The sequence below is a fragment of the Mesorhizobium sp. C395A genome (assembly GCF_030323205.1).
Classification (GTDB): Bacteria; Pseudomonadota; Alphaproteobacteria; order Rhizobiales; family Rhizobiaceae; genus Mesorhizobium.
In genome coordinates this window covers 2,095,065-2,107,455 of record NZ_CP100473.1, presented here as the reverse complement: position 1 = coordinate 2,107,455, position 12,391 = coordinate 2,095,065, and the positions used below count along the sequence as shown (strand labels likewise).

The following is a 12,391-nucleotide window of genomic DNA, read 5'->3' as shown; positions in this document are numbered from 1 at the left end:
TGCAACCCGCGTCCCCGGTGAACCATGTCCGATGCTCCCAGAACTTCAGGCATGACCCGGCTGAGGAACTATTTCCTCACAGGCTTTATCGTCTGCGCGCCGCTGGCGATCACCGCCTATATCGCCTGGTCGTTCGTCGGCTGGGTCGATTCCTGGGTGAAGCCGTACATTCCGGCGCGCTACAGCCCCGACACCTATTTGCCGTTTCCGGTGCCCGGCTTCGGCCTGATCGTGGCGCTCGTGCTGATCACGCTGATCGGCTTCATGACCGCCAACATCGTCGGTCGCGCCATCGTCAATTTCGGCGAACGGCTGCTTGGCCGTATGCCGCTGGTGCGCGGCATCTACGGTTCGCTGAAGCAGATTTTCCAGACGGTGCTGTCGAACAAGGGCGATATGTTCCGCCAGGTCGGGCTGGTCGAATATCCGCGAAAAGGCGTCTGGTCGCTGGTCTTCGTCGCCAGCGAGAAGGAAACCGAGATCAACCAGAAGCTCGACCATGCAGGCGACCCGATGATCGCCGTGTTCATGCCGTGCACGCCGAACCCTACCACCGGTTTCCTGATGTACGTGCCGAAATCCGACATCGTGCTGCTCGACATGACGATTGAGGACGGCGCCAGGCTGATCGTCTCGGCCGGGCTGGTGGCGCCCGAAGTCAAGCCGAAAATGGTGACGATGAACGGCCAGCCGATCGACGGAGATCTCGCCAACCCGCCGCTTGGTGCTTTGGCTCAGCCGGCACGCAAGAGCCGCACGGCCTCGTCGCGGCCGAACAAATAGAGCAGCAGCCGCAGCGCCTCGCCGCGCTCAGACTGTAGTTCCGGATCACGCGACAGGATCAGCCTTGCATCGTCGCGGGCTGCTTCGAGCAAGTCGGCGTGCACCTCGATGCGCGCCACCTGGAAGCCCGGCGTGCCGGACTGGCGGGTGCCGAGCAATTCGCCTTCGCCGCGCAGCTTCAGATCCTCTTCGGCGATCAGGAACCCGTCCTCGGTCTCGCGCATCACCGACAGCCGGCGCTTGGCCGTTTCGCCGAGCGGGTCCTTGTAGAGCAGCACGCAGGAAGAAGGCTTGTCGCCGCGGCCGACGCGGCCGCGCAACTGGTGCAGTTGCGCCAGGCCAAAACGTTCGGCATGCTCGATGACCATGATGGTGGCGTCCGGCACGTCGACGCCGACCTCGATGACGGTGGTGGCGATCAGGATGCGGGTTTCGCCGGCCTTGAACGCGCGCATCGCCTCGTCCTTTTCGGCGCCCTTCATGCGGCCGTGGACGAGGCCGATGCGATCGCCGAACAAGCGCTGCAGCGAGGCAAAACGGTCCTCGGCCGACATCAACTTGATCTCTTCGGATTCCTCGACCAGCGGGCAGATCCAGTAGATCTTCTGGCCGTCGGCAACCGCGTCCAGCATGCGACCGACCAGTTCGTCCAGCCGTTCCAGTGGCAGCGTGACGGTGCGGATCGGCTGGCGGCCAACCGGCTTTTCCGTCAGCTTGGAGACGTCCATGTCGCCGAAGGCGGTCAGCACCAGAGTGCGCGGGATCGGCGTCGCCGTCATCACCAGCATGTCCGGGGCGTCGCCCTTGGCGGTGATGGCAAGCCGCTGGTGGACGCCGAAGCGGTGTTGCTCGTCGACCACGGCAAGCAAGAGGTCGTGATAGGTCACCGTTTCCTGGAACAGCGCATGGGTGCCGACGACGATGTCGATGTCGCCGCTGGCCAGGCCCGCCAGCGTATCGGCGCGCTCGCGGCCCTTTTCGCGGCCGGTGAGGATGGCGACGCGCAGGCCGGCCTGTTCGGCCAAAGGCGTGATCGTCGCCAGATGCTGGCGCGCCAGGATCTCGGTCGGCGCCATCAATGCCGCCTGGCCACCGGCCTCGACTGCGCGCCCCATGGCCAGCAGCGCCACCACCGTCTTGCCGGAGCCGACATCGCCTTGCAGCAGGCGCAGCATGCGCTCGGGGTCGGCCAGATCGGCATTGATTTCGGCAAGCGCGAATTCCTGGCTGCCGGTCAATGAATAGGGCAGGGCTGCGCGCAGTTTCTCGACGATGCGACCGTCGCCGATGAGCGGCCGGCCCGACAGGCGGCGCACTTTTGCCCGCACCAATGCCAGCGAGACCTGGCCGGCGAGAAGCTCGTCATAGGCAAGGCGGCGCCATGCCACCCCCTCGATGGCGACATCGATCGGGTCCGCGGGATAGTGGACCCGGGCGAGCGCGTCGGCAAAGGCCGGAAAGGTCTGCTTGCGCATGAAGGCAGCGTCCTGCCACTCCGGCAATTCCGGCAGCCGGCCGAGCGCCTGGCCGATGGCGCGGCGCAGCACTTTTCCGGACAGGCCCGCAGTGAGCGGATAGACCGGTTCGACCAGCGGCAGGCTCTCAGTGTCACCTGCCAAAGCGATATGGTCGGGGTGGACCATGGTCGGGCGGCCGTTGAACCATTCCATACGGCCGGAGACGACGACATGCTCGCCCACCGGCATCGCTTTTTCAAGATAGGCGGCATGGGCGTGGAAGAAGGTCAACCCGATCTCGCCGGTGTCGTCATGGGCATAGACGCGGTAAGGCACCGACCGGTTGCCGCGCGGCGGCGGCTGGTGGCGGTCGATGCGCACGTCGAGTGTGACGATGGCGCCTGCAGGCGCAAGCGCGATGCCGGGACGATTGCGACGGTCGATGACGGTGTGCGGCAGCACGAACAACAGGCCGCCCGCGCGCGCCGGCCGTTCGCCGAGATCGGCCGCCACCACCTTCTCGATCAGAGCGCCAACCTTGGGGCCGACGCCGGCAAGCGAAGTGATGGGGACGAAGAGAGGGTCGAGGAGGGAGGGGCGCATGGCTTCACTCTCCCCCCTGTGGGGAGGGTCGATCCGCGAAGCGGAGCGGGATGGGGGTAGGTGCGCGGCTAACTTTCGAGGAAGTCGGTAGGTCAGCGCCGCACCCCCACCCCGTCTCACTCGCTTCGCTTTGCGAAGCGTGCTCGCCGACCCTCCCCACAAGGGGGAGGGTGAAGTGCGGGCGGTGTCCGGCACCAGCGTTGTCAGGAGTGTTCTTCACACCCGGGATGTTTAGCCGCCCACCCGTGCGTTGCAAGGCTGACACCGCCCTCTATCCACGCTATATGCGCCGCACCAAGCAAGGATGCGGCAGATGACCGGAACGAAACGATCAAGCGAGGGGCTGGATATCAGGCGCCGCAAGCTGTTGTTCCGCTCCTGGCATCGCGGGATGCGCGAGATGGACCTTATCCTCGGTACGTTTGCCGACAACGAGATCGGCGCCTTGACCGGCGATGAAATCGACCAATATGAAAGGCTCCTCGACATCCCCGACACCGAATTCCTGCCCATGGTCACCGGCGAACGCCCGGTTCCCGGGAATATCGACTGTGCCGTCCTGCAAAAGATCCTGGCATCGCGCCGGACCATGACATTTTAAACGTGCAACCATGAGCCTCATTCCCAGAATCGGCCTGCCGAAAGGCCGCGCCGGCCAGTTCATCGTCGATGGCGTTGCCGACGGCTACGAAGCCTTTGCGCTGGTGCAGGCGATCCATGAGATTGCGCCTGACAAACCGGTGCTGTTCGTGGCGCGCGACGGCCAGCGCCTGCCGTCGATCATCGAGGCGCTGACCTTTGCCGCCCCCGGCCTGCCGGTGTTGGAGTTGCCGGCCTGGGATTGCCTGCCCTATGACCGCGTTTCGCCAGGCTCCGATGCCGCTGCCAAGCGGCTCGACGCCCTGACGGCGATGATCGCGCTGGCAAAAAAGCCGCATCGCGCGGTCATCCTGACCACTGCCAATGCGCTGCTGCAGCGCATTCCGCCGGCCGATCTGGTCGAAGCGCAGACTTTCCACGCAAAGCCCGGCAACCAGATCGACATGAACGCGCTGGTGTCCCGGCTGGAGATTTCCGGCTTCGAGCGAGTGCCGACGGTGCGCGGTATCGGCGAATTCGCCGTGCGCGGCGGCATCCTCGACCTCTACGCACCCGGCTGGACGGAAGCACTGCGGCTCGATTTCTTCGGCGACACGCTGGAATCGATCCGCGTCTTCGACGCCGCCACGCAGCGCACCACCGGCCAGCGCAAGTCGATGGCGCTGCAGGCGATGAGTGAAGTGGCGCTGACCCCCGAAACCATCAGCCGCTTCCGCCGGTCCTATATCGAAGCCTTTGGCGCACCGCAGCGTGACGACGGGCTTTATGCGGCGGTGAGCGAGGGCCGGCGCTTCGCCGGCATGGAGCATTGGTTGCCGTTGTTCTACGAGCGGCTGGAGACAGTGTTTGATTATCTGCCTGATGCGCCGGTGATCTTCGACCACCTGGCGCATGAGGCGCTGGCAGAACGCCACACGCTGATCCTCGACCATTACGAAGCGCGCCGCAAACAGGCCGACGCCGCGTTGAAGGACGCCGTGCCGTACAAGCCGGTGGCGCCGGACCTGCTCTATCTCTCGCCGGAAAACCTCGTGGCGTCCCTCGGACCGCGCGAAGCCATCGACTTCACCGCCTTCGACGCGCCCGATGTCGGGGCCAAGAAGGTGTTCCATGGCGGTTCGCGCCACGGCCGCAGCTTCGCCGAGGAACGTGCCGACCCCAACGCCAACGTCTTCGACGTCGTGGTGAAGCATATTGCCGACGAGCGCGCGGCACGCCGGCGGGTCATCGTCGCCGGTTGGACCGAAGGATCGCTCGATCGGCTCGGCCAGATCCTGGCCGAGCATCATCTCGGCAATCTGGTGCCGGTGGCGACGTTGGCCGAGGCGGAAAAACTCGAGCCGGGCCAGGCGGCGCTTGCGGTGCTGCCGCTGGAATCCGGCTTCGAGACCGAACAGCTGGTTGTCGTCGCCGAACAGGATATTCTGGGCGACCGGCTGATCCGGCGCTCGAAGCGCAAGAAGCGCGCGTCGGATTTCATCGCCGAGGCGTCGTCGTTGTCGGCGGGCGACATCGTCGTCCATGCTGATCACGGCATTGGCCGTTTTATCGGCCTGCGCACCATCGAGGCGGTCGGCGCGCCGCATGATTGCCTGGAAATCCACTATGCCGGCGACGACCGGCTGTTCCTGCCGGTGGAAAACATCGAGCTTCTGTCGCGCTACGGCTCTGACACAGCCGAGGCGACGCTGGACAAGCTCGGCGGCGGCGCCTGGCAGTCGCGCAAGGCGCGGCTGAAGAAGCGCCTGCTCGACATGGCCGGACAGTTGATCCGCATTGCCGCCGAGCGCCAGATGCGTACCGCGCCGCCCATGGTGCCGGCGGAAGGGCTTTACGGCGAATTCTCGGCGCGCTTTCCCTATGAGGAGACCGACGACCAGCAGGGCGCGATCGATGCCGTCGTGGACGACCTTGGTGCCGGCAAGCCGATGGACCGGCTGATCTGCGGCGATGTCGGCTTCGGCAAGACCGAGGTTGCGCTGCGCGCCGCCTTCATCGCTGCCATGGAAGGGTTCCAGGTCGCGGTCGTGGTGCCGACGACGCTGTTGTCGCGCCAGCATTTCAAGACCTTTTCGCAGCGCTTCTCCGGCCTGCCGATCCGCGTCGCCCAGGCTTCGCGGCTGGTTGGCGCCAAGGAACTGGCGGAAACCAAGAAAGGCATCGCCGAGGGCCAGGTCGACATCGTCATCGGCACGCACGCGCTGCTTGGGTCCGCGATCTCGTTCAAGAATCTCGGCCTTTTGATCATCGACGAGGAGCAGCATTTTGGCGTCAAGCACAAGGAACGGCTGAAAGACCTCAAGTCCGATGTCCATGTGCTGACGCTGTCGGCGACACCGATCCCGCGCACTCTGCAATTGGCTCTGACCGGCGTGCGCGAACTGTCGCTGATCGCCACGCCGCCGGTCGACCGTATGGCGGTGCGCACCTTCATCTCGCCCTTCGATCCGCTGGTCATCCGCGAGACGCTGCTGCGCGAACGCTATCGCGGCGGCCATTCCTTCTATGTCGTGCCGCGTATCAGCGATCTCGCCGAAATCCATGATTTCCTGAGGGAATCCGTGCCGGAGCTGAAGGTGGCGGTGGCCCATGGCCAGATGCCGCCCGGCGAACTCGACGACATCATGAACGCCTTCTATGACGGCCAGTACGACGTGCTGTTGTCGACCACGATCGTCGAATCCGGTCTCGACATTCCGACCGCCAACACGCTGATCATCCATCGCGCCGATATGTTCGGCCTGTCGCAGCTCTACCAGCTGCGCGGCCGCGTCGGCCGTTCCAAGGTGCGGGCATATTCGTTGTTCACGCTGCCGGCCAACCGCAAGCTCACCGACACGGCCGAGCGCCGGCTGAAGGTGCTGCAGTCGCTGGACACGCTTGGCGCCGGGTTCCAGCTCGCCAGCCACGACCTCGACATCAGGGGCGCCGGCAATCTACTCGGCGAAGAACAATCCGGACACATCAAGGAGGTCGGCTTCGAGCTCTACCAGCAGATGCTGGAGGAGGCGGTGGCCGAGGTGAAGGATTCCGGTGAGGTGCAGGATGGCGGCTGGTCGCCGCAGATCGCGGTGGGCACGGCGGTCATGATCCCGGAAAGCTACGTGCCGGACCTGCAGCTCAGGCTGGCGCTTTACAGGCGCCTTGGCGATCTCGAAAATACGGAGGAAATCGACGCCTTTGGCTCCGAGCTGATCGATCGATTCGGTCCGCTGCCGGAGGAAGTAAAACATCTGCTCAAGATCGTCTTCATCAAGGCGCTCTGCCGCAGAGCCAATGTCGAAAAGCTCGATGCCGGCCCCAAGGGCGTCGTCATCCATTTCCGCAAGCGCGAGTTTTCTAACCCGGTCGGGCTGGTCAAGTACATCGGCGAACAGGGCTCGCTGGCCAAGATCAGGGCCGACCACAGCGTGGTCTTCATCCGCGACTGGCCGACAGCCGAGAAGCGTCTGGCGGGCTCGGCTGTCGTCATGACCCAGTTGGCGCGGCTGGTGGCCGCCTAGACTTTCGGATGGAAATTCGACTGCAACTGCAGGTCGGATGCCGAGAACGTGCCGGCGCCGACGATGACGTGCCCGGCAGGCACGGTGAAGCCGCGCGCGGCGCCGGCGCCCTTCAGCAATCCGGCCCGGCGGTCGGGGTCGGGCTCACGAAAACTACCGCCCGGTGCCAGCCGGCAACTGTCGACCGCGATTGCACCGAGAAGCTGGCTGCCTGAACCCAGCACCGTTTCGCCGAAGACCGCCGCGCCGTTGAGATAGCGGCCTTGATCGCCGATCACGATCGAGGCTCCCGGCCTGTTGGCCTTTGCACTAAAACCGCCTTCGCCAAACTGGTTGCGTGAGCCGACGCGGATTGCGCCGGCGGATGCTTCGAACAGCGTGTTGGCGTGGAAAATGTTGGCGTCGCCGATCTCCAGCGTGCCACTGTCGGTGCACAACAGGTAGACGCCGGGGAAGAAGACGTTGCCTCGCTCGATGACGGCGCGTGCGGAAATCAGCGTGGAGTAGGGGTCGTAGATCACGTTGCCGCGCTCGGACAGGCCAACCACCTCGTCGATCGTCAACAGGCCTTGCTCGCGGCGCACGCGGTCAAGGTAGGCGGACACGGACATAGGGACTCCATGGCGAATTGTTGCGCGGCGGACGATGACCGGCGCGACTAGATCGGTGAGGATCGATTCTGACACCAAGCGATATTGCACAGCCGTCGCGAAGATAAGAAGCCAAAGTGGGTCGCGGCATGATGCTCCCCATCATTCGCCAGCGCTTGAATTCCGGTCTAGAATAGGAAATCGGCTTCGTGTATGGAGCCGCGATCCCCATATGGGGTGGGAATGGCGGGCAAAAGCCCTGCTGGAAAGAGCGTTTGGGTGCAGCGATGACGAAATGGTCGCCGAATTCTTGGAGAGCAAAGCCGATCAAGCAGGTTCCTGCCTATCCGGACCTTGGCGCGCTGAAGAACACGGAAGCCCAGCTCGCCACCTTTCCGCCGCTGGTTTTTGCAGGTGAGGCGCGCAAGCTGAAGAAGCAGCTTGCGGCTGTCGCTGCCGGCGACGCATTCCTTCTGCAGGGCGGTGATTGCGCCGAGAGTTTCGCCGAACATGGCGCGGACAACATCCGCGACTTCTTCCGTGTATTTTTGCAAATGTCAGTGGTGCTGACTTTCGCCGGCGCGCAGCCGGTCGTGAAGGTCGGCCGCGTTGCCGGCCAGTTTGCCAAGCCGCGCTCCTCCGACAATGAGACCAAGGGCGAGGTGACGCTGCCGAGCTACCGTGGCGACATCATCAACGGCATCGAGTTCGACCCCAAGTCGCGTATTCCCGACCCGGCTCGCCAGGAGATGGCCTACCGGCAATCGGCGGCGACGCTCAACCTTCTGCGCGCCTTCGCCCAAGGCGGCTATGCCAGCCTGGAGAACGTGCATCGCTGGATGCTCGGCTTCGTGTCCGACAGCCCGCAGGGCGAGAAGTATGGCATGCTCGCCAACCGCATCACCGAGACGATGGACTTCATGAAGGCCGTCGGCATCACCTCGGAGACCAATTACGCGCTGCGCGAGACGGACTTCTATACCAGCCACGAGGCGCTGCTGCTCGGCTATGAAGAGGCGCTGACCCGCGTCGATTCGACCTCCGGCGACTGGTACGCAACGTCGGGCCACATGATCTGGATCGGCGACCGCACCCGACAGCCCGACCATGCGCATGTCGAATATTGCCGCGGCATCAAGAACCCGCTCGGCCTCAAATGCGGCCCGTCGCTGACGACTGACGGCCTGCTGGAGCTCATCGACCTGCTCAATCCGGAGAACGAGCCGGGCCGGCTGACGCTGATCGCCCGCTTCGGCTCCGACAAGGTCGCCGACCATCTGCCGAAGCTGGTGCGCGCGGTGCAGAAGGAAGGTCGCAGCGTCGTGTGGTCGTCCGACCCGATGCACGGCAATACGATCGAGGCTGCCGGCTACAAGACGCGCCCGTTCGACCGCATCCTCAAGGAAGTGCAGACCTTCTTCGAGGTGCATCGCGCCGAAGGCACGCATCCCGGCGGCATCCATGTCGAGATGACCGGCAAGAACGTCACCGAATGCACCGGTGGCGCCCGCGCCATCACCGCCGAGGAGCTGCAGGACCGCTATCACACCCATTGCGACCCGCGCCTCAATGCCGACCAGGCGATCGAGCTGGCGTTCCTGGTGTCGGATCTCTTGAAGAAGAGCCATCCGGTGCAGCACAAGCAGGTGGCTAACGGCTGAACCCGTTTTCAGGTTGAAGTGGAAAGCGCCGGGGAGATCCCGCGCTTTTTTCGTTTCGATCAGCGGCCACGTTCCCAGCGCAGGCCGTTAAGCCGGGGATCGTTGGCAAAGGCGGCTCTGGAAAACTCGAGGCGCCTTTCCGGAAACTCGCAGATCGCCTGGACACCGAACGAGCCCAGCCGGATGCGCCATGTGTGCGGCTCCAGCGGCTTGGCCTTGGTAAAGCCGCGACATGCCAGCAGCGCTATGTTGGCGCCCTTCGGGTCGCGCGCCGAACGGTAGCGGATCGCCTCCAACCCAGCCTCACGCGCGACATCGGCAATCGCCTGGCTGGCGGCGTAGTCGGTCGGATGCGTCCACTCAGCCTGATCGCGGTCGAGTGGCGGCCGCGTGAGGTCGACAGCCTTGTCGGTGCGGATCGCGGCGGCGAAGGCGGTGTATTCGGCGGCGTCGTGCGGCCATGGCGTGTCGGGCGAATCGGCGAAGAACAACAAGCGGTAGAAGGCCATTTCGGCGACCGCCGTCATGATCGTCTCCGCGGCATAGTAGACACCCAGGGTGCGGCCAGCGCGGCGGAAGCGCGAGCCGTAGGGATAGATCGAGCCGTAGCGGAAGGGCGTCGCCAGGAGATAGTGGAGATGCCGGCATTCCATGGGGATTTGCGGCTTGGTCTCCTCGATCAGATCCTCGAGCAGCGCCTGTTCGTCCAGCGTGTCGACGATCTTCAGCGTCGAGACGCGGTGCTGCGCCTCGACCATGCGCCAGTATTTGCCGTCGAGCCGGACGGCTTCAGACGAGAGCGCGTCGGGAGTCCAGATAGGCAATGACATCGACAAGCCCGGTAATGGTGAGGATCTTTTCAAGCGGGCTGCCATCGAACGCGGTATTCGCGTTCTTCAGCCATGCCCGGGCTATCGTCTCGTCACCGCCGACAATGGCGTCGAGCGAACGGAACAGCCGCACGAACAGCACCGCGAGTTCGAACGGCTTGGTGCCGCGCTCCAGCAGGAATTCCTGCCTGCGCATGCGTGAAACCGTGGCTTCCGAGACGCCGATGATCGACGCAAGCACCCTGGCGGTTATATCCAAGAGTTCGGCGGCGCGCAGCGTGGCCTTGGTCAGAACCGCGTTTTCGGCCGCCTTCGCGGTCAGATCAGGGGCGGCAGCATTGGGTTGTGTAACAGACATGGCTCTCTCTTTCCATGGAAAATATACTCCACGGAAATTCATATGGAAAGAGGCGGGATCCGATAAATTTGCCTGTGCCCGGGAATTGGCTGCACGCCGAAGCGTCAGTCTTTCTTGTATAGCAGCCAGTTCTTGCCGGTGCGGCCGGCCATTGTCGAGTGCCGGGTGACGCGGTTGCGCCCGCCAACCTTGGAGCGGTAGAGCGCCCGGTCCGCCTTGGTGTAAAGATCCTCCGGGCTTTCCGCTTCGGAAGCCATGCAGATGCCCATGGAAACGGTTACCGTGCCGTAATTGGCGCCGGTCTGGCTGCTGGTGAACGCCGTCTGTTCGATCAGCACGCGGATGCGTTCGGCGATCTCGTAAGTGGTATCCTCGCTGGCGCCCTTGACGATCAGCGCGAATTCCTCCCCGCCGGTGCGGGCAACGAACATGTCTTCACGGATGCTGGTCTGGAAGATTTCAGCGACGATCTGGATGATCTTGTCGCCGACCGGGTGGCCGTAGCGATCGTTGACACCCTTGAAATGGTCGATGTCGGCAAGGATCAGGGCGTTGAACAGGATCCCCTTGTTGGAGGTGTAAATCGCCGTGATTTGCTTGTCGAAGGCGCGGCGGTTCCAGATATGGGTCAAGGGGTCGGTGTCGGCGAGCCGCTTGTACTCCTCAAGCTTCGACTTGACGCTCTCCAGTTCCGCCGTCTTGTCGCTCAGCGTGGTTGCAACCTGCTTGCCGTGGTCGAGGGTCGAGTTGGTGGCCGCCGCCATGGCGCTGGCGACCTTCTGCAGCAGATCCTGCGAAAGCAGGCTGCGGTTGGCGAGGCCGCTTGACGTCTCATCGAGGATCTTGCCGTATTTCTCGATATGGCTGCGTTCGCTGCGCAGCAGCAAGGCGATGTCCTCGAGTTCCCTGGCCAGCACGTCGCGCGCCTGCTCGACAATGCCGGGACCGTGATGCTGAGCAAAGAAAGCGCGGCCGATGCGGTCGAGATCGTCCTGCGTCGGCTGGTTGCCGAGCGCGACGACGGCCAGGCCGAGTTCGCGGTTGGTGCCTTTCAGTGCTTCGTAGAAGATTTCGTAATTGCGCGGCAGGCCAAGCACACCGAGCTGACGCATGGTCGCCACAACGGCTGTTGCAATGTCGCTGTTTCGGTCGGTCTGGACGGCTGCCGGCTGCATGTTCTGTTCACTCTGCCTCTGGGAACCATCGCAGACCGTGCGAGATGCCGCCGACCGGAGAGTGCCAGCCGTATTTCGGATCATCCTGCGAAAGACACGTCCCCGATCGCGACATTCGCTTGGCACAACCATAGATGCGCCGGCGCTAAAGTTTTCTTAATGTCCCGCCAGGTAACGGGACCCATTCTGCTGCAGGCTACAGCAATGCTTGCAAAGATCCTGAGGTCAGGTCCGAACACGCCCACCCCATGTCGCATTTGCCGGTGCCCGGCTGCGGCAAAACTGAAATCCTCTCGGCCAGCGGCGAACCCGTGAACGATGGACGGTGGAGGCAGGGATGAGCAACAACCACAGCGGATCTTGCCTGTGTGGAGCAGTGCGTTTCCAGACGCGAGGGCCGTTGCGCGGCGTCATTTTTTGCCACTGTTCGCAGTGCCGCAAGCAGAGCGGGCATTTTTACGCTGCAACCAACGTCGCCGACGGCGACATCACGATAACCGGCGCCGACAACATCAGCTGGTACGAATCGTCTTCCTTCGCCAAGCGCGGCTTTTGCAAGATCTGCGGCTCGGTGCTGTTCTGGAAGCCGGGTCAGGATGCCTATGTCTCGGTTCTGGCCGGATCGTTCGACAACCCGACCGGGCTCGAAGGCCAATGCCACATCTTTGTCGGCGACAAGGGCGATTACTATACGATCGACGATGGACTGCCGCAGTTCGAGAAGTCGACGCCGACGATCAAGGTTGCGGAGGAGTGATTTTGCGGCGGCTGCCTTATTCCCTTGATCCAGCCATTGCGATATCCCCTGCCGGTGATTCGAAGGGGATGCGG

At 63.7% G+C, this 12,391-nt stretch carries 10 protein-coding genes; 5 read left to right on the top strand and 5 right to left on the bottom strand.

Annotated elements, in window-relative coordinates:
• Nucleotides 1–24: 24 nt before the first annotated feature.
• Nucleotides 25–783, top strand: a complete 759-nt coding sequence (locus NLY37_RS10525) for a DUF502 domain-containing protein (RefSeq protein ID WP_027050381.1) — start codon at nt 25–27, stop codon at nt 781–783.
• Here NLY37_RS10525 and recG read toward each other — a convergent pair.
• The gene (recG, locus tag NLY37_RS10520) at nt 735–2,843 is read right to left on the bottom strand and encodes an ATP-dependent DNA helicase RecG (RefSeq protein WP_023741452.1); all 2,109 of its coding nucleotides are present in this window, start codon (nt 2,841–2,843) and stop codon (nt 735–737) included. The genes NLY37_RS10525 and recG overlap by 49 nt on opposite strands.
• 313 nt (nt 2,844–3,156) lie before the next feature.
• Here recG and NLY37_RS10515 point away from each other — a divergent pair, with 313 nt between their 5' ends.
• Together NLY37_RS10515 and mfd are read left to right on the top strand one after the other, a co-directional pair.
• Nucleotides 3,157–3,444, top strand: a complete 288-nt coding sequence (locus NLY37_RS10515; protein WP_023735327.1) for an FAD assembly factor SdhE — start codon at nt 3,157–3,159, stop codon at nt 3,442–3,444.
• A 10-nt stretch (nt 3,445–3,454) separates the two neighbouring features.
• Nucleotides 3,455–6,946, top strand: coding sequence for a transcription-repair coupling factor (gene mfd, locus NLY37_RS10510; protein ID WP_023741451.1), 3,492 nt, complete (start codon nt 3,455–3,457; stop codon nt 6,944–6,946).
• On the opposite strand, the gene NLY37_RS10505 is transcribed toward mfd, so the two are convergent.
• Nucleotides 6,943–7,551 carry a hypothetical protein gene (locus tag NLY37_RS10505; RefSeq protein ID WP_198024938.1) on the bottom strand — a complete coding sequence of 203 codons (609 nt, stop codon included), beginning with the start codon at nt 7,549–7,551 and terminating at the stop codon, nt 6,943–6,945. The genes mfd and NLY37_RS10505 overlap by 4 nt on opposite strands.
• 272 nt (nt 7,552–7,823) lie before the next feature.
• Between NLY37_RS10505 and NLY37_RS10500 the strand changes: the two genes are divergently transcribed.
• Nucleotides 7,824–9,197, top strand: coding sequence for a class II 3-deoxy-7-phosphoheptulonate synthase (locus NLY37_RS10500; protein WP_023741449.1), 1,374 nt, complete (start codon nt 7,824–7,826; stop codon nt 9,195–9,197).
• A gap of 59 nt (nt 9,198–9,256) precedes the next feature.
• Here NLY37_RS10500 and NLY37_RS10495 read toward each other — a convergent pair whose 3' ends face one another.
• From NLY37_RS10495 to NLY37_RS10485, 3 genes are all read right to left on the bottom strand, one after another.
• The gene (locus tag NLY37_RS10495) at nt 9,257–10,027 is read right to left on the bottom strand and encodes an RES family NAD+ phosphorylase (RefSeq protein WP_023741448.1); all 771 of its coding nucleotides are present in this window, start codon (nt 10,025–10,027) and stop codon (nt 9,257–9,259) included.
• A complete protein-coding gene (locus tag NLY37_RS10490) occupies nt 9,987–10,385 on the bottom strand; it encodes an MbcA/ParS/Xre antitoxin family protein (protein ID WP_023681556.1) in 399 nt (132 codons plus the stop codon). Before NLY37_RS10490 ends, NLY37_RS10495 begins: the two co-directional genes overlap by 41 nt.
• A 104-nt stretch (nt 10,386–10,489) precedes the next feature.
• A complete protein-coding gene (locus NLY37_RS10485; protein WP_023741447.1) occupies nt 10,490–11,560 on the bottom strand; it encodes a GGDEF domain-containing protein in 1,071 nt (356 codons plus the stop codon).
• Nucleotides 11,561–11,897: 337 nt separating this feature from the next.
• Here NLY37_RS10485 and NLY37_RS10480 point away from each other — a divergent pair, with 337 nt between their 5' ends.
• Nucleotides 11,898–12,317, top strand: coding sequence for a GFA family protein (locus tag NLY37_RS10480; RefSeq protein WP_023741446.1), 420 nt, complete (start codon nt 11,898–11,900; stop codon nt 12,315–12,317).
• Nucleotides 12,318–12,391 lie beyond the last annotated feature (74 nt).